The sequence below is a fragment of the Streptomyces sp. GL_148 genome (assembly GCF_057834205.1).
Genome location: NZ_CM174396.1, coordinates 7,596,404 through 7,612,837, shown reverse-complemented (window position 1 = coordinate 7,612,837; position 16,434 = coordinate 7,596,404). Strand labels below are relative to the sequence as shown.

15 protein-coding genes are annotated in these 16,434 nt (G+C 72.6%); 11 read left to right on the top strand and 4 right to left on the bottom strand.

The genetic code is table 11. The features are described 5' to 3' along the window. Window positions 1-10: 10 nt before the first annotated feature. Window positions 11-676 carry a substrate-binding domain-containing protein gene (locus AC3IYI_RS34395; RefSeq protein ID WP_489411779.1) on the top strand — a complete coding sequence of 222 codons (666 nt, stop codon included), beginning with the start codon at window positions 11-13 and terminating at the stop codon, window positions 674-676. Between the two features lie 173 nt (window positions 677-849). Here the strand turns inward: AC3IYI_RS34395 and AC3IYI_RS34390 are convergent, their stop codons facing one another. Then, window positions 850-2,244, bottom strand: coding sequence for an NAD(P)/FAD-dependent oxidoreductase (locus AC3IYI_RS34390; protein ID WP_489407345.1), 1,395 nt, complete (start codon window positions 2,242-2,244; stop codon window positions 850-852). Window positions 2,245-2,409: 165 nt separating this feature from the next. After that, the gene (locus AC3IYI_RS34385) at window positions 2,410-3,276 is read right to left on the bottom strand and encodes a PaaX family transcriptional regulator (RefSeq protein ID WP_489407344.1); all 867 of its coding nucleotides are present in this window, start codon (window positions 3,274-3,276) and stop codon (window positions 2,410-2,412) included. A 156-nt stretch (window positions 3,277-3,432) separates the two neighbouring features. Between AC3IYI_RS34385 and AC3IYI_RS34380 the strand changes: the two genes are divergently transcribed. From AC3IYI_RS34380 to AC3IYI_RS34365, 4 genes are all read left to right on the top strand, one after another. Continuing rightward, entirely contained in the window at window positions 3,433-4,344 is a 912-nt protein-coding gene (locus AC3IYI_RS34380; protein ID WP_489407343.1) for an SDR family NAD(P)-dependent oxidoreductase, read from the top strand. A 14-nt stretch (window positions 4,345-4,358) separates the two neighbouring features. Next, complete coding sequence (locus AC3IYI_RS34375; protein WP_489411778.1) at window positions 4,359-5,228, top strand: amidohydrolase family protein; 870 nt, start codon at window positions 4,359-4,361, stop codon at window positions 5,226-5,228. Between the two features lie 9 nt (window positions 5,229-5,237). Then, the gene (locus AC3IYI_RS34370; RefSeq protein ID WP_489407342.1) at window positions 5,238-6,764 is read left to right on the top strand and encodes an acyl-CoA synthetase; all 1,527 of its coding nucleotides are present in this window, start codon (window positions 5,238-5,240) and stop codon (window positions 6,762-6,764) included. Between the two features lie 76 nt (window positions 6,765-6,840). Beyond that, entirely contained in the window at window positions 6,841-7,296 is a 456-nt protein-coding gene (locus AC3IYI_RS34365; RefSeq protein WP_489407341.1) for a MaoC family dehydratase, read from the top strand. A gap of 73 nt (window positions 7,297-7,369) precedes the next feature. On the opposite strand, the gene AC3IYI_RS34360 is transcribed toward AC3IYI_RS34365, so the two are convergent. Beyond that, window positions 7,370-8,101: a TetR/AcrR family transcriptional regulator gene (locus tag AC3IYI_RS34360; protein WP_489407340.1), complete on the bottom strand. Its 732-nt coding sequence runs from the start codon at window positions 8,099-8,101 to the stop codon at window positions 7,370-7,372. 90 nt (window positions 8,102-8,191) lie between these two features. Here AC3IYI_RS34360 and AC3IYI_RS34355 point away from each other — a divergent pair, with 90 nt between their 5' ends. After that, window positions 8,192-9,829 carry an amidohydrolase gene (locus AC3IYI_RS34355; RefSeq protein ID WP_489407339.1) on the top strand — a complete coding sequence of 546 codons (1,638 nt, stop codon included), beginning with the start codon at window positions 8,192-8,194 and terminating at the stop codon, window positions 9,827-9,829. Here AC3IYI_RS34355 and AC3IYI_RS34350 read toward each other — a convergent pair. Further along, window positions 9,796-10,998 carry a LacI family DNA-binding transcriptional regulator gene (locus AC3IYI_RS34350; protein ID WP_489407338.1) on the bottom strand — a complete coding sequence of 401 codons (1,203 nt, stop codon included), beginning with the start codon at window positions 10,996-10,998 and terminating at the stop codon, window positions 9,796-9,798. The genes AC3IYI_RS34355 and AC3IYI_RS34350 overlap by 34 nt on opposite strands. A gap of 131 nt (window positions 10,999-11,129) precedes the next feature. Between AC3IYI_RS34350 and AC3IYI_RS34345 the strand changes: the two genes are divergently transcribed. From AC3IYI_RS34345 to AC3IYI_RS34325, 5 genes are read left to right on the top strand one after another with little or no spacing between them, the layout of a single operon-like run. Continuing rightward, on the top strand, window positions 11,130-12,761 hold the full coding sequence (locus tag AC3IYI_RS34345; protein ID WP_489407337.1) for an ABC transporter substrate-binding protein: 1,632 nt from the start codon (window positions 11,130-11,132) through the stop codon (window positions 12,759-12,761). Further along, entirely contained in the window at window positions 12,758-13,711 is a 954-nt protein-coding gene (locus AC3IYI_RS34340) for an ABC transporter permease (protein WP_489407336.1), read from the top strand. The genes AC3IYI_RS34345 and AC3IYI_RS34340 overlap by 4 nt, the downstream gene beginning before the upstream one ends. Then, window positions 13,708-14,607 (top strand): ABC transporter permease, encoded by a 900-nt coding sequence (locus tag AC3IYI_RS34335; protein WP_489407335.1) that lies wholly within the window; start codon window positions 13,708-13,710, stop codon window positions 14,605-14,607. Before AC3IYI_RS34340 ends, AC3IYI_RS34335 begins: the two co-directional genes overlap by 4 nt. A gap of 5 nt (window positions 14,608-14,612) precedes the next feature. Then, entirely contained in the window at window positions 14,613-15,608 is a 996-nt protein-coding gene (locus AC3IYI_RS34330; protein WP_489411777.1) for an ABC transporter ATP-binding protein, read from the top strand. Further along, window positions 15,575-16,426, top strand: coding sequence for an ABC transporter ATP-binding protein (locus tag AC3IYI_RS34325; RefSeq protein WP_489407334.1), 852 nt, complete (start codon window positions 15,575-15,577; stop codon window positions 16,424-16,426). The genes AC3IYI_RS34330 and AC3IYI_RS34325 overlap by 34 nt, the downstream gene beginning before the upstream one ends. Window positions 16,427-16,434: the final 8 nt, after the last annotated feature.

Here is a 16,434-nt window from a genome sequence, read left to right as displayed (position 1 = left end):
GCTGTCCTCGATGGCGACGCGGCCGATAGTGGGCGAGCTTTCCGAACACTTCCGGCTCACTCACGGGATTCGGGTGCGATTCGATTCCGCCGGCGGGGTCGAGATCGCACGGCGGGTGCGCGAGGGTGCCGAGGCGGACCTGCTGGTGCTCGCCGACGGAGCACTGGCCGAGTTGGAGGAGGAAGGGCACCTCCTCGGGGGTACCGTGCGTCCGCTGTGGGTCTCCCAGGTCGTCGCCGCCGTGCCGGAGGGGACACCGGTTCCGGCACTCGGCTCGGAATCCGACCTGCGAGCCGCCCTTCTGTCCGCCAACAGGGTCGCCTACTCCACGGGCCCCAGCGGTACGTCCCTCATCGAGCTGATCACCCGGCTGGACCTCGCCGACACGCTCGGGGACCGGCTGGTCCAGGCCCCACCGGGGGTGCCCGCCGGCAGCCTGCTGTCGTCCGGCCAGGCCGACCTGGCCTTTCAGCAGCACAGCGAACTGATGGGCCTGCCGGGCGTCGTCGTCATCGGCCCGCTGCCGGGCGACACCGCCATCAGCTCGGTGTTCAGCGGGGGCGTCCTGACCGCCGCCGCCCAGCCGCGCCGTGCCCGCGAAGTCCTGGACCTCTTCGGTTCCGACGCGGCGTCACGGATCGCCCGCGCCAGGGGCATGCGCAAGCCCGGGGAGTAGCGACCCGTCGCGACCGGTCCACGACGTACGCGACGACGTACGCGACGACGAACGGCATGACGAACGCCCCGGCCGGGAAATCCGGCCGGGGCAGGGCGACCAGCAGGGACGAACGGGCGTCCTCCTGGTCCATGACCGCTCCGGGGAACGGGACGTGTGGTGGGGCGTGGGCGTCAGCTGTCGAAGCCGAGGCCCAAGCGGTCGAGGCCGCGCAGCCAGAGGTTGCGGTGGCCCTCGTTGAGGTCGGCGCGGGCCATGGACCACTTGGTGATGCCGATGCCGAGGGACCGGACGGGCTCGGGCGGGAACGGCAGGGGCTTGCGGCGGACCATCTCCAGGTCGGTGCGCTCGGTGCGCTCGCCCGCCAGGAGGTCGAGCATCACCTCGGCGCCGAAGCGGCTGGCGCCGACGCCGAGGCCGGTGAACCCGGCGGCGTAGGAGACCTTCCCGTGGTGACTCGTATCGAAGAACACACAGAAGCGGGTGCTGGTGTCGATGGCTCCGCCCCAGTTGTGCGTGAAGCGCAGACCCTCCAACTGCGGGAACGTCGTGAAGAAGTGGCGGGCGAGGGTGGCGAAGGTCTCGGGCCGCCTGTCGTGTTCGGCGCGGACGCGCCCGCCGTAGTGGTGGACGGCGTCGTACCCGCCCCACAGGATGCGGTTGTCCGCGGAGAGCCGGACGTAGTGGAACTGGTTCGCGCTGTCCGCGAAGCCCTGGCGCCGCGTCCAGCCGACGGAGGCGAGCTGCTCTGCGGTCAGCGGCTCGGTCATCAGCGCGTAGTCGTACACGGGGACGGTGTACGGGCGGTGGCGCCGGACCAGGGAGGGGTAGGCGTTGGTGGCCAGCGCGACGCGCCGCGCGGTGATCCGGCCGTAGGGGGTACCGACGCCGATCACGGCCCCGTGCTCGGCGAGCGAGGTGGCGGGAGTGTGCTCGTACATCCGGACGCCCAGGGCGAGAGCGGCCTTCTTGAGTCCCCAGGCGAGCCCGGCCGGATTGACCATGGCGACGTCGTCCTTGTTCCACAGGCCGCCGAGGAAGGTCGGGGAGTCGATCTCGGCCCGCATTGCCTCGCCGTCGAGCAGGACCGGCTCGGCTCCGTGGCGGGCGGCGGCCTCGGCCTCCTCCGCGAGGCCGGCGAGCTGGTACGGCTCGGTGGCCACGACGATGGAGCCGGTGCGCTCCCAGTCGCAGTCGATCCCGTGGCGCTCCACGGCGTCCTCGATGGCCTGGAGGTTCTCCCGCCCCAGCCGTTCCAGGAGGTCGATCTCCCCGGGCCAGCGCTGGAGGCCGTTGTGCAGGCCGTGCGTGAGGCTGGACTCGCAGAAGCCGCCGTTGCGGCCGGAAGCGGCGCCGCCGGCCTCGTCCGCCTCGATGAGCACCACGTCGGCGGAGGGGTCGCGCTCCTTGGCGAGGAGGGCCGTCCACAGGCCGGTGTAGCCGCCGCCGACGACGAGCAGATCGCAGGTGGTTCCACCCACGAGGGCGGGGGTGGCCTGCGGGCGGCGGGGGTCGTCGAGCCAGAACGGGCGGGGCTCGGCGTCCCTGAGCGAGGTGAGGGCGTCCATGGGGGTTCCTTCGGATCGCGGAGGCGCCCGAACGCACGGACCCTCCGAGGTGCCGCCCATGAGACCCTTCGCCGCACACCAAGGTCAAGGGTGTTGACATAAGGGCACCCGGCGCCGCCTGAGCCGGGTGGCCCCGGCTTGCCGGGCCCCGGCTTGCCGGGCGGCCTACGCCTCCGGTTCCCAGCGGTCGAGGATCTCCTGCGCGATCCGCCGCGACCCGGGGCCGAAGCGCTCGGAGAGCTCGCGGAACAGCACTTCGGCGGGCGCGGCGGGCCACCGTTCGGGCAGGTGCTCGGCGGGCAGGTGCGGGTCGCCGCGCACCAGGTCGAGCCAGTCGGTGTGCAGCAGGAGCAGGCGGCCCAGGTCGTCGCGCGCCTCGGCGGGCGAGGTACCGTCGCCCCAGCGGGCGAGGAAGGACCGGTAGCCCTCGGCGATCGCGTCGACGTCGAAGGCGCTGTGGAGCAGGGGTCCGGCCTCGGTGGGCGCGGCCGCCTCTGCGTGGAACGCCCTGATACGGTCCCCGAACCCGAGCTCCTCCACGAGGGGCGCGACATCCACGCGTCCGGGGGCGATCCACAGACCGTTCTGCAGCGGACCGAAGCCCGCCCAGACGAGCCGGGAGCGCAGGTCGTGCCGTTCGCGGCGCCAGGACTCGGGCAGGGAGAAGCCGAGCAGGGTCCACGTACCGTCCCAGGCCCGGTTGACGGCGCCCGTCCGCTGGACGCGCTCCTCCCCGTCGGCGAGCACCGCGGCCGCCCGGGCCGTGAGGGAGAAGTACATCCGGCGCCCGCGCCGGTGCCGTGCGAGCAGGCCGCGGCCGACCATCCGCGTCAGGGTCGAGCGGACGGCGTCCTCGCCCACCTCGACGCGGGCGAAGGCGTCGATCACGCTCGCCGAGGACAGGGCGGTTCCGGTGCCGAGGACGTGGATGCCGAAGAAGGTCAGCATCAGGGACTGGGGGCGGGCCGGGGCGCCGGGGCCGGCCGCGTCGGGCTCGGCTTCCGGCTGCCGCTTCGGGTCGGGAGGGGTCACGGGGACAGCGTAGGCGCGGGACCCGCCCACCGGGACCCATATTCGGCACTTCATTGACCGCAGACAAAATTATGCCTAGCTTTGGCGCGACCGGTGCGTGCCCCAGGCCGCGGCTCTCCGCGTCCCGCACCCGGATCACGGGAAGGACCCCCTCTCATGGCTCACTTGGATCTCTCCGGCAAGGTCGCCGTCGTCACCGGCAGCGGCCGTGGCCTCGGCCTCGCCTACGCCCGCTCGCTCGCCGCCGCGGGCGCGGCCGTGGTGATCAACGACGTGGACGCCGAAGCGGCCGACGCGGCCGTGAAGCAGATCACCGAGGCCGGCGGCCGCGCCGTCGCCGAGGTGGTGCCGGTCGGCTCCACCGAGGCCGCCGAGGCCCTCGTCGCCCGCGCGGTCGACAGCTACGGCCGGCTCGACGCCATGGTCACCAACGCAGGCGTCCTGCGGGACCGGGTGCTCTGGAAGATGACGGACGAGGACTTCGACACCGTCGTCCAGGTGCACCTGCGCGGCACCTTCACCTGCGTCCGCGCCGCCGTCGAACAGATGCGGGCCCAGGGCGAGGGCGGCCGGATCGTGGTCGCCGGCTCCCCCGCCGGGCAGCGCGGCAACTTCGGCCAGACCAACTACGCCGCCGCCAAGGCCGGCATCGCCGCGATGGTGCGTACCTGGGCCATGGAACTGGCGCGGGCCGGCATCACCGCGAACGCCGTCATCCCGGTCGCCGCGACCGCGATGACGCAGACCATCCCCGCCTTCGCCCCGCACGTCGAGGCGCTGGAGCAGGAGGGCACCGCCTTCCCCGACAGCCTCCGCAAGGGCGAGGGCTTCGGCACGCCCGAGGACGTCGCGGGTCTGGTGTCCTTCCTCGCCTCGGACGCCTCTGCCGGGATCACCGGCCAGTGCATTGGCATCGGCGGCGACAAGCTCGCCCTGTGGTCGCACCCGCAGGAGGTGTCGGTCGCGTACGCCGACGGCGGCTGGAGCGCCGAGGCCATCGCGGCGGCCTGGCCGCTGACGGTGGGCCGTACCCCCGAGACCTTCGGCATCCCCGCCCCGCAGCTGTAAGGAGCAAGCCCGTGCTGAACCCCGACGACCTCGTCGCCATTGACGTCCACACGCACGCGGAGGTCTCCGCGAAGGGTGGCGCCTCGCTCTCCTCCGCGCTCGACCAGGCTGCCGGCGCCTACTTCAAAGCCGAGCACCGCCATCCCACGCTGCCGGAGATCGCCGCGTACTACCGCGAGCGCCGGATGGCGTGCGTGGTCTTCACCGTCGACGCGGAGTCGGCCACCGGCACGCCGCCGGTGCCGAACGAGGAGATCGCCGAGGCCGCCCTGGCGAACCCGGACGTGATCATCCCCTTCGCCGGGGTCGATCCGTACAAGGGCAAGGCGGCGGTCCGTCAGATCAGGCGTCTCGTCGATGAGTTCGGGGTCCGCGGCTTCAAGTTCCACCCGAACCTCCAGGCGTTCCACCCCAACGACCGGATGGCGTACCCGCTGTACGAGGCGATCGAGGACGCCGGTGCCATCGCGGTCTTCCACACCGGCCAGACCGGCATCGGTGCGGGCGCTCCCGGTGGCGGTGGCATCCGGCTGAAGTACTCCAACCCCATGGACGTGGACGACGTCGCCGCGGACTTCCCCGGAATGCGGATCATCCTCGCCCACCCGTCCTTCCCGTGGCAGGACGAGGCGCTCGCGGTGGCCACGCACAAGCCGCAGGTGTACATCGACCTCTCCGGGTGGTCCCCCAAGTACTTCCCGCCCCGCCTGGTCCAGTACGCCAACACCCTGTTGAAGGACAAGGTGCTGTTCGGCTCCGACTATCCCCTCCTCTCACCGGACCGCTGGCTGGCCGACTTCGCCGAGCTCCCGATCAAGGACGAGGTGCGTCCGAAGATCCTCAAGGAGAACGCGGCCGCGCTGCTCGGTCTCACCGGAAGCTGAGGGGCAACCATGCGAAACCAGGGCATCGGCTCATGGCCCGCCCGCCGCAGCAGGAAGACTCCCCGGCGCACCGCCCTCCTGCACGAGGGCCGCGCGGTCGGCTACGCCGAACTCCACGACCGCTGCACCCGCCTCGCCCACGCCCTGCGCGGGGCCGGAGTCGGGCGCGGGGACCGGGTCGCGTACCTCGGCCCCAACCATCCCGCGTACCTGGAGACCCTCTTCGCGACCGGGATGCTCGGGGCGGTCTTCGTGCCCCTCAACACCCGTCTCGCGGCGCCCGAGTTGCTGCACCAGCTGAACGACTCGGACAGCCGGGTCCTGATCCACGCCAGGACACCGGAGGGGCGGGTGGCCGAACTCGCGGCGGGCTCGGACATCTCCACGCTCCTCGCCGTCGACTCGGGGCCGGGACTGCAGTACGAGGACCTGCTCGCGGCCGCGTCCGCGGAGCCGGTCGACGAGGAGGTGGGGCACGAGGACGTGTGCCTCATCATGTACACCTCGGGCACCACGGGCCGCTCCAAGGGCGCCGTCCTCACCCACGGCAACATCGTCTGGAACAGCCTCAACGTGCTGGTCGACACCGATCTCGCCGGGGACGAGGTGGCCCTGGTCTCCGCGCCGCTGTTCCACACCGCCGCGCTGAACATGAGCTGCCTGCCCACCCTCCTCAAGGGCGGCACGGTGGTCCTTGAGTCCTCCTTCGACGCGGAGCGCAGCCTGCGGCTCGTCGAACAGCACCGGGTGACCTGCATGTTCGGGGTACCGACGATGTACGACGCGATCGCCGCCTCGCCCGGCTGGGCCGGCGCGGACCTGTCGAGCCTGCGCACCCTGCTGTGCGGCGGAGCCCCGGTACCGCTGCGCACCGCGCGCGCCTATCTGGACCGTGGCCTGGCCTTCGTCCAGGGGTACGGCATGACGGAGACCGCGCCGGGAGCCCTGGTCCTCGACCGGGCCGATTCGCTGGCGCACGCCGGTTCGGCGGGCGTGCCGCACTTCTTCACCGACGTACGGGTCCTGCGGCCCTCGGGCGAGGACACCACGCCCGGCGAGGAGGGCGAGGTGGTGGTCTCGGGGCCGAACGTCACCCCCGGCTACTGGAACCTGCCGGAGGCGACGGAGGCCGCCTTCCTCGACGGGGGCCGGTTCCGCTCCGGCGACGTGGCCACGGTCGACGCCGACGGCTACGTGCGGCTCGTCGGCCGCCTGAAGGACATGATCATCTCGGGCGGGGAGAACATCTACCCGGCCGAGGTGGAGGACGCCCTCCTCGAACACCCCGACGTGGTCGAGGCGGCCGTCATCGGCGTGCCCGACCCCCGGTGGGGCGAGGTCGGGCGGGCCGTCGTCGTGCTGCGCGCGGGTTCCGCCCTCACCGCCGCGGAACTGCTCGCCCGTCTGGAGGGCCGGCTCGCCCGCTACAAGATCCCGCGAAGCATCGTGCTCGCTCCCGAACTGCCCCGCAACGCCACCGGAAAGCTGCTCAAGGACCCGCTCCGGGCACGCTACGGGACCGGCGCCGGCGCCTGACCCCGTCCCGGCGCCCCCTCACCACGTTCACCGCCCTGCCCACGTTCACCACGCTCACCAGTCAAGGAGCACCACCATGCCCGTCACCGTTCACGGAATCGACGAGATCAGGAACCAGAGCGGAGCCGACCTCGGGCACAGCGCCTGGGTCGAGATCGCCCAGGCGCGGGTCGACACCTTCGCCGACGCCACCGACGACCACCAGTGGATCCACGTCGACCCGGAGCGCGCGGCCGCGGGTCCGTTCGGCGCCGCGATCGCCCACGGCTATTTGACGCTCTCCCTGCTCATCCCGATGTGGAGCGAGCTGCTCGAGGTCGAGGGTGTGTCGATGAAGGTCAACTACGGCCTGAACAAGGTGCGTTTCCCCGCCCCCGTGCGCGTCGGCTCGAAGATCCGTACGCACGGCCGCATCGCGTCCGTCGAGGACGTCAAGGGCGGCGTCGAGGTCGTCGCGGACCTGACCGTGGAGATCGACGGCACCGACAAGCCGGCGTGCGTCGCCCAGGCGGTGTACCGCTTCTACGCCTGACGTACGAAGTGACGAGGGGCGGCCGCCCGGAGCGGCCGCCCCCTTCCGCATGCCGAGGGCGCGTCAGCCGCCGTCAGTCGCCGTCAGCCGCCGTCAGTCGCCCTTCAGCCGCCGGGAGGATGGCCGCCATCGCTCCGAGCATCAGCTCCAGGGCGAAGGGGTAGCCGCTGTCGCGCATGTCGGCGGCGAGCAGCGGGAAGGTCGCCGCGATGTTGGGGTGGGTCTCGGGCGACAGCCTGCCGTACACCGCGTGCCAGACCTCCTCGTCCGAATCCCGCGCCGGCTCCGGCAGGGCGAGCGCGGCGGCGTCCTGGGCGGCGAAGGCCAGGGCCTGATCGACGAAGGCGTGGTAGATCCGCACGGCGAGGGCGTCCGGGAAGCCCCCGGAACGCAGGATGCCGAGGATCGTCTCGACGGCCCGGGTCTCGTGCGGGCGCCCTGTCGTGCGGTGTGCCGTGAGGAGCGCGGCCTGAGGGTTGGACTGGTAGGAGGCATGGATGCGCAGCCCGATGGTGCGCAGGTCGGTCCGCCAGTCACCGGTGGCCGTCCAGCCCTCCTGGGCGCGGCCGATCAGCTCGTCGGAGAGGGCGAGGAGCAGGGCGTCGGTGTTGCGGAAGTAGCGGTAGAGGGCGCTGGGATCCGCGCCGAGCGCCGCGCCGAGCCGGCGTGCCGAGAGCGCCGCCGCGCCGTGCTGGGCCACCAGGCGCAGGGCGGTCTCGATGATCAGCCGCTCCGAGAGCACGGCTCCCTGCTTAGTGGGGCGTTGGCGCTGGCGCCTGCCTTCGGGAACCACCCGTTCTGACATGCCAGGACCTTACGTCAACACCATTGACGTGTAAACGGCCGCCCGATTCTATGACCCCACCAACCGTCGCCTCATGTACTGGAGCTCCGTATGGACAAGGCCGATCTGGTCTTCACCCGCGGCCCCGTCTTCACCGTCGATCCGGCCCGCACCCGGGCGACCTCGCTCGCCGTCGTCGGCGACCGGATCACGGCCGTCGGCCACGACGAGGTCCGGGCGCTCATCGGCCCCCGCACCGAGGTCGTCGACCTGACGGGCAAGCTGCTGATCCCGGGGTTCCAAGATGCCCACGTCCACGCCGTCTACGGCGGTACGGAACTGGCCGAATGCGATCTGACGGGGACGGTCGGCGTCGCGGAGTACCTGACCCGGATCCGGGCGTACGCGGACGCCCACCCGGACCACGCGTGGATCACCGGCGGCGGCTGGTCGATGGAGAGCTTCGACGGAGGCCTGCCCACCCGGCAGCTGCTGGACTCCGTACTCCCGGACCGGCCGGTGTTCCTCGTCAACCGGGACCACCACGGCGCTTGGGCCAACACGCGGGCGCTCGAGCTCGCCGGGATCACCGCCGCCACCCCCGACCCGGCCGACGGCCGGATCGAACGGGAGCCGGACGGCCGGCCCAGTGGAGTGCTCCAGGAGGGCGCCACCGCGCTGGTCTCCCGCCTCGTGCCCGCCAGCACCCCTGCCGACCGACTCGCAGGCCTCCTGCGGGCCCAGGAAATGCTGCACTCGCTCGGGATCACCGGCTGGCAGGACGCGCTGCTCGGCGTGTTCGGCGGCAAGCCGGATCCCTCGGACGCCTATGTGAGCGCCGCCCGGGACGGCTCGCTCACCGCCCGGGTGACCGGCGCGCTCTGGTGGGACCGGGACCGGGGCGCCGAGCAGATCGAGGAACTGGTCGCACTGCGGGAGAAACTGAGCCACGGCCGCTTCCGGGCCGGCTCCGTGAAGATCATGCAGGACGGGATCGCCGAGAACTTCACGGCCGCCATGACCGCCCCGTACCTGGACGGCTGCGGCTGCGCGACGGCCAACACCGGCCTCAGCTTCGTCGAGCCGATGGCGCTGCGCGGCTACACCACCGCACTCGACGCCCTCGGATTCCAGATCCACTTCCACGCCCTGGGCGACCGGGCCGTCCGCGAGGCCCTCGACGCCCTCGAAGCCGCCGTCGCCGCCAACGGCCCGCGCGGCAACCGCCATCACCTCGCCCACCTCCAGGTCGTGCACCCCGAGGACCTCCCCCGCTTCGCCCGGCTCGGCGCCATCGCCAACATCCAGCCGCTCTGGGCCGCGCACGAACCGCAGATGGACGAGCTGACCATCCCCTTCCTCGGCCCCGAACGCGCCGCCTGGCAGTACCCCTTCGGGGATCTGCTGCGGGCCGGCGCCACCCTGGCCGCCGGGAGCGACTGGCCCGTCAGCAGCCCCGACCCCCTCGAGGGCATCCACGTCGCCGTCAACCGCAAGGACCCCGAGGCCGGCGCCGGCAGCCGCGTCTTCCTGCCCGAACAGCGCCTCGACCTCGCGACCGCGCTGGCCGCCTACACGGCCGGCTCCGCCCACGTGAACGGCCTCGACGATGCGGGCAGCCTGCGCCCCGGCCACCTCGCCGACCTGGTCGTCCTGGACCGCGACATCTTCGCCGCGCCCCCGGAGGAGATCGCCGAGGCCCGGGTGGAGCGGACCTACGTCGGCGGCAGGCTCGTCCACTCCGCCTGAGGGTCCGGCGCCGGCCGAGGGTCCGGCGCCGCCGGGAGATCCGGCGCCGCCGGGAGATCCGGCGCCGCCGGGAGATCCGGCGCCGCCTGTGGCTCCGGCGCCACCTCAGGGCGCCGTACCGAGGAGGCCCGTACGTCCAGCCGGGTCGGCACGAGCACCCCGGCCGACTCCCGGCGGCCGTCCTCCAGGACCGCCACGAGCAGTTCGATGCCGGCCTCCGCGACCGCCTCGGGCCGCAGGCTCAGCGTCGTCACCGGTGGTTCGGTGTGCTCCGCCGTCACGTCCTCGCTGACACAGACCAGGAGCAGATCGCCGGGCACCTCGTAGCCCTGGCGTCGCGCCGCCTCCAGGACGAGGGGCGGGCTCGCCTCGGCCATGACGAAGAGGGCGTCGGGGCGCACCCGGCCCGGCCCCTCCCCGTCACCCGCCAGGGCGGTCTCGACCGCCCGTACGACGGGACCGTTGCCCGGGTCCCCGGCGAGGACGATCCGCTCCGCCACACCGTGCGCGGCGCACCAGTCGCCGTAGGCGGCGAGGGCGCCCGCATGGAACCGGGTGGCGCTGTCGGGCAGCACCAGTGCGGGCCGCCGGGCCCCTTGTTCCAGGAGGTGGTCCATGGCCGCGCACACGGCCGGCCCGGCCTCGACGTCCACCCAGTACGCCCCCGGCCGCCCCTCGACGGAGCGGTCGCTGAACACCGGGATCCGGGCGGCGAGCAGATCGTCGACGACCGGGTCGTCGGTGACGGGGTCGGCCACCACCACCGCGTCGAGCGGCAGGCCGGCCCACTCGCTCTGCAGGGAGCCGGCGGGCAGCAGCACCACGGCGTAGCCGCGCTTGAGCGCGGTCGCGGCGGTGGCTCCGGTCAGCCTGGCGAAGTACGGAGATTCCAGGAAGGACCAGGGGGTGTCGGCCAGCTCCCCGACCATGTATCCGATCAGCCGGGCCCGCCCCGTGCGCAACTGGCGCGCGGTGGCGTTGGGCCGGTAGCCCATGGCGCGTGCGGCATCGCGAGCCTTCTGCCGTACCTCGGGAGAGAGCCGTCCGGTGCCGTTGAGCGCCGCCGAGACGGTCGTCTTGGACAGTCCCGCCTCGCGGGCCACGTCGACGAGCCGGACGCGTCGGGCGGGCTGCGAGGCGGCTCCGTCATGCCCTGAAAGATCGGTCATGGGGTTGATGCTGCCACCCTCGTGACCTGCGCAAAACCGTTCCCGCAAACCCTTGTGCGGGAACGTTCCCGCATTAATACTCGCTCCATCCCCCAGCGCCCGTCACTACACCCGTAAAGGGGTGGGTCTGCATGCGCACGCCCAGGACCATCACGCTCCTCGCCTGTACCGCCGCACTCGCGGCCGCCAGCGCCTGTTCCGGCGCCTCGACCAACCAGTCCGCCGACGCCGGCGGCTACCAGGTCACCGCCACCTCGCCGCCCGCGCAGGGCTCCCTGGACTCCTTCACCTGGTCCCTGTACGCCGAGCCCTACACGCTCGACTACGCCCTCGCGTACGACTACCCGCCGAACACCGTGCTCGCGAACGTCTGCGACCAGCTCCTGCGGGTCTCGCCCGACATGAAGATCGAACCCGGTCTCGCGGTCAAGTACGCCCAGCCCGATCCACGGACGCTCGTCTACACCCTGCGGCCCGACGTGAAGTTCCACGACGGGACGACGATGACCGCCGACGACGTGGTCGCCTCCCTAGGCCGCCACATGGACCCGGAGACCGGATCGCCCTGGAGCTCGGCGTTCAAGAACGTCACCGCCATCGAGAAGACCGGCCCCCTGGAGGTGACGCTCCGGCTCTCCCGGCCGGACATCCTCCTGCACGAGCTCATGGCCGCCTCCCCCGGCACCATCGAGAGCGCGGCGACCCTGGCCAAGGCCGGCAAGGACTACGGCACCCCCAAGGGCACGGTCAACTGCACCGGCCCGTTCGCCCTCGAACGGTGGACCCAGGGCGAGAGCATCACCCTCAAGAAGAACGCCGACTACTGGGACCGGTCGCTGACCCCCAAGTCCGACCGGGTGAAGTTCACCTTCATCGAGGACCCCGCCGCCCGGTCCAACGCCTTCCTCTCGGGCACGGCCGACGGCGGGTACATGGTGCCCTCCGCCTCGTTCGCCCAACTGCGCACCAGCGGCAAGGGGAGCGTGCTGTTCGGCCCCAACAACGCCGCGGCCAACCTGGCCGTCCTCAACTTCCAGGGCACGCTCGGCGACCTCAAGGTCCGCCAGGCCCTGTCCCTGGCCCTCGACCGGAAGAACATCGTCAAGGCCGCCGCCGGCGGCATCGGCATACCGGCCAAGGCCCCCGCCGCACGCGGCGCCTGGGCACTGGCCCCGGAGAAGACCGCCGCGCTCTACGACACGCTGCCCGAGCCCGTGTACGACGTCGAAGCAGCGAAGAAGCTCGTCCAGGAGGCGGGAGCGACCGGCCGCACGATCATCCTGGCCACCAGCACGCTCGCGCCCGAGATCAGCGTCGTCGCCAACGCCGTCCAGGCCGCGGGGCGCCAGATCGGCCTCGACGTCCAGCTCAAGGTCGTCCCCCCGGAGGCGTACAGCAGCATCTTCGTCGACCCGAACGCGCGCGCCGGCCTCGACCTGGTCATCACCAACGGATACGACAACACCCCCGACCCGCTGGAGTTCTACCAGTACCTGCGCACCGGCGACTTCGGGAACTACGGCAACTGGACGAACACCGAGTACGACGCCGTCTTCGACTGGGCCAACGCGGAGCCCGACCCCGCCGCCCGCGCGAAGCGGACCGCCGAGCTCCAGCGGATCGCGCTGCGCGAACTGCCGATCATCCCCCTGTACGAGGCTCCCTACTCGGTCTTCCTCGGCAACCGGGTGACCGGCGCACCGACCGGAATCGTGCAGCTGTACTACCCGTGGGCCGCGAAGATCGGGGCCCCGAAGCGATGACCCGCTACCTCGTCGGACGGCTCCTCGGCCTGGTGACGGTGCTGTTCGTGACCTCTCTCGTGGTCTTCGGCTCCCTTCACCTGGCCCCCGGCGACCCGGTGTCGTTCCTGCTCCACGGCCGCCCCGCGACTCCCGAGGCCGTGGCGGCCCTGCGCTCCCAGTACCACCTGGACGATCCGCTGCCCGTGCAGTACGCGAAGTGGCTCGGCGGTGTCCTGCAGGGTGACTTCGGGCGCTCCGGGCAGTACCACCAGGACGTCACCGAGCTCATCGGCTCCCGGCTGCCCGGCACCGCCGTGCTCGTCGGGTACGCGGCCCTGCTGGTCGCCGTACTCGGCGTGGCGGCCGGCATCCTCGCCGCGCTGCGCCCGGGTCCGCTCGACCGCGCGGTGCTCCTCGGCACCGGCGTGGCCACGGCGACCCCCTCGTTCGTCACGGCCATCGCGCTCGTGTCGCTCTTCTCCGTCTCGCTGGGCTGGTTCCCGGGACCGGGCGGCACCCCCGTGGGCTTCTCGGACCGGCTGTACCACCTGACGCTGCCGGCCTTCGCCCTGGCGCTGACCTTCGCGGGTCTGCTCGCCCGGGTGACCCGCTCGGCGATGCTCGACGAACTCGGCCGCGAACACGTCGAGGTGGCGCACGCCCGCGGTGTGGCAGCGCGGACCGTGGTCCGCAAGCACGTCCTGCGCAATGCGCTGGGTCCGGTCGTCACCGTCGGCGGCACGATGCTCGCCGGGCTGCTCATCAGCACCTCGATCGTCGAGACCGCCTTCGACGTGCCCGGGCTCGGCTCCCTGCTCGTGCAGTCGGTGTCCGCCAAGGACTTCGCCGTCGTCCAGGCGATCACGCTGCTCAGCGTGGCGGCCTTCGTCCTGGTGAACCTCGCCGTCGACCTGCTCGCCCCCCTCATCGACCCCCGGCTGTCCCTCCGGGGGGAAGGCTCCCCATGACCCTCACCACCCATTCCGCCGCCTCGCCGGCCGGCGCGGCGCCCCCGCCGCTGCGCCGCCGGCCCGGCCTGCGCTCCCTGCGCCGGCTCGGCCAGGGCCCGATGTTCACGGCCTCGGTCGCGGTGCTCGCCGTACTCATCCTGGTCGCCGTACTCGCCCCCGTCCTCTCCCCGTACGACCCCGAGGTCCTCGACCTCTCCTCGCCCCTGGCCGGAACCACCGGCGAGCACCTGCTCGGCACCGACCAGTCCGGGCGGGACATCCTGTCCCGGCTGCTCCACGGCGCCCGCACCGGTCTGCTCGGGCCGCTGCTCGTCGTCGGCGTCTCCACCCTCCTCGGCGCCCTGCTCGGCGTCGTGGCCGCCTGGCGCGGCGGCTGGGCGGACTCGGTCCTGTCCCGCTCGATGGACATGGCCTTCGCGATCCCCGGCCTGCTGCTCGCGATCCTGCTCGTGTCCGTCGTCGGCTCCGGCATGACCGCGCCGGTGATCGCCATGTCGGTGGCCTACACGCCGTACGTGGGGCGGCTGGTGCGCGGGATCGCGCGCCAGGAGAAGGCCCGCCCGTACATCGAGTCGTACCGGGTGCAGGGTTTCTCCGGCTGGAACGTGTGCCTGCGCCACCTGCTGCCGAACATCGCCCCGACCCTCTTCGCCCAGTCCGCGATGAACTTCGGGTACGCGCTGATGGACCTGGCCGCGCTCTCCTACCTCGGCTTCGGTGTGCAGCCGCCGACCGCCGACTGGGGAGCCATGATCAACGAAGGCCAGTCGGCCGTCCAGCAAGGGGCGATGCTGCCCGCCCTGGCTCCCTCGGCGTGCATCGTGCTCGCCGTGGTGGCGTTCGGCATCGTCGGCGAGGGGCTCGCCGACCGGATCGCGAGGCGAGAACGGTGAACGCCATGACCGAGGAGAGGACACCGGCCGCCGGCCCGCCCGTCCTGGAGATCGACGGGCTCGGCATCCGCCTGCCGGACGACAAGGCGGCCCGGCCGATCCTGGACGGGGTCAGCCTACGGGTGCTGCCCGGAGAAACGGTCGGCCTGGTCGGCGAGTCCGGCTCCGGCAAGTCGGTGGCCTGCCGCAGCGCGCTCGGGCTGCTGCCCGCCGGCGCCCGGACCAGCGGACAGGTCCGGGTCGCGGGCCGGGACGTACTCACCATGAACCGCGCCGAGCGGACCGAACTGCGGGCCAGGCAGGTCGCGATGGTCTTCCAGGACCCGCGGGCCTCCGTCAACCCCCTGCGCCGGGTCGGCGACTTCCTCACCGAGGGCCTGCGCGCCGCGGGAACCCCCGCCGCCCAGGCCACCGCCCGGGCCGAGGAACTCCTCGACGCGGTCGGCATCCGCGACCCCCGGGGTGCACTGCGCCGCCGTCCGCACGAGTTCTCCGGCGGCATGCTGCAGCGGGTGGTCATCGCCGCGGCGCTCGCGTCCGAACCCGCCCTGCTCGTGGCCGACGAGCCGACCACGGCCCTGGACGTCACGACCCAGGCGGAGATCATCGCGATCCTCACCCGGCTGCGGGCCGAGCGCGGCACGGGCCTGCTCTTCGTCACCCACGACCTCGAACTGGCCTCCGCCATCTGCGACCGCGTGTACGTGATGTACGCGGGCCGGATCGTCGAGACGCGGGGCACCGACGAGCTGTTCGAACGGCCGCGCCATCCGTACACGGCGGGCCTGCTCGCCTCCACCCCGCGCATCGAACGGGGTTCAACGGCCCCCCGGCCGATCCCCGGCCGCCCCGTCTCCCTCGCCGAAGCACCCCCGGGCTGCGCCTACGCCGCGCGCTGCGCCCACGCGCTGCCGCGCTGCTCCGAGGAGACACCCGTACTTGCACGGTACGGCGACGGCCTCGCCGCATGCCACCGCGCCGACGAAGGGATCACGCTGTGACCGTCGCGACCACCGCGCCGCAGGAACTCGTCGTCGAGGGGCTGTGCAAGCGGTACGGGAACCACGCCGCCGTCGACGACGTGTCGTTCACCCTGGCACCGGGATCCTCCCTCGCCCTCGTCGGGGAGTCCGGCAGCGGCAAGACCACGACGGTCCGCATGCTCGTCGGGCTGGAGCGCCCGGACGCCGGCACCGTACGCCTGGGCGGCCGGGACCGTTCGGCGCGGGTCCGCAGCCGGGACGAACGGCTGGCCCGGGCCCGCGAGATCCAAATGGTCTTCCAAGACCCCTACCTCTCGCTGGACCCGCGGGTGACGGCCGCCGGATGCGTGGACGAGGTGCTGCGGCTCCACACCCGGCTGGACGTCGCCGCCCGCCGGGCCCGGGTCGCCGAACTCCTGGACCAGGTCGGCCTCGGCGAACGCGAGGCCTCGGCGCTGCCGCGGCGTCTCTCCGGCGGGCAGCGCCAGCGCGTGGCCATCGCGCGCGCCCTCGCGGTGGAACCCAGGGTCCTGGTCCTCGACGAGGCGGTCGCGGCGCTCGACGTGTCCATCCAGGCACAGATCCTCGAACTGCTCTCCACGATCCGCCGCGAGGCGGGCATCGGCTACCTCTTCGTCACCCACGATCTGGCGGTGGTCCGGCACATCGCGGACGAGGTGCTGGTGCTCAAGTCGGGGAGAATCGTGGAATCGGGCCCGACCGACCGCGTACTGGACACACCGCAGCACGCCTACACGCGTCTGCTGCTCGATTCCGTACCCCGACGCGGCTGGGATCCGGGCGCCGCCATGTCGGGGCGCCGGGCACTCGACTGACCGGCACC

Excerpts from the sequence above, each read along its gene's own strand:
- AC3IYI_RS34365 (WP_489407341.1), top strand. The coding sequence starts at position 6,841 with ATGCCCGTCACCGTTCACGGAATCGACGAGATCAGGAACCAGAGCGGA.
- AC3IYI_RS34330 (WP_489411777.1), top strand. The coding sequence starts at position 14,613 with ATGACCGAGGAGAGGACACCGGCCGCCGGCCCGCCCGTCCTGGAGATC.
- AC3IYI_RS34345 (WP_489407337.1), top strand. The coding sequence starts at position 11,130 with ATGCGCACGCCCAGGACCATCACGCTCCTCGCCTGTACCGCCGCACTC.
- AC3IYI_RS34355 (WP_489407339.1), top strand. The coding sequence starts at position 8,192 with ATGGACAAGGCCGATCTGGTCTTCACCCGCGGCCCCGTCTTCACCGTC.
- AC3IYI_RS34350 (WP_489407338.1), bottom strand. The coding sequence starts at position 10,998 with ATGACCGATCTTTCAGGGCATGACGGAGCCGCCTCGCAGCCCGCCCGA.
- AC3IYI_RS34325 (WP_489407334.1), top strand. The coding sequence starts at position 15,575 with ATGCCACCGCGCCGACGAAGGGATCACGCTGTGACCGTCGCGACCACC.
- AC3IYI_RS34395 (WP_489411779.1), top strand. The coding sequence starts at position 11 with ATGGCGACGCGGCCGATAGTGGGCGAGCTTTCCGAACACTTCCGGCTC.
- AC3IYI_RS34370 (WP_489407342.1), top strand. The coding sequence starts at position 5,238 with ATGCGAAACCAGGGCATCGGCTCATGGCCCGCCCGCCGCAGCAGGAAG.
- AC3IYI_RS34380 (WP_489407343.1), top strand. The coding sequence starts at position 3,433 with ATGGCTCACTTGGATCTCTCCGGCAAGGTCGCCGTCGTCACCGGCAGC.
- AC3IYI_RS34360 (WP_489407340.1), bottom strand. The coding sequence starts at position 8,101 with ATGTCAGAACGGGTGGTTCCCGAAGGCAGGCGCCAGCGCCAACGCCCC.
- AC3IYI_RS34340 (WP_489407336.1), top strand. The coding sequence starts at position 12,758 with ATGACCCGCTACCTCGTCGGACGGCTCCTCGGCCTGGTGACGGTGCTG.
- AC3IYI_RS34335 (WP_489407335.1), top strand. The coding sequence starts at position 13,708 with ATGACCCTCACCACCCATTCCGCCGCCTCGCCGGCCGGCGCGGCGCCC.
- AC3IYI_RS34390 (WP_489407345.1), bottom strand. The coding sequence starts at position 2,244 with ATGGACGCCCTCACCTCGCTCAGGGACGCCGAGCCCCGCCCGTTCTGG.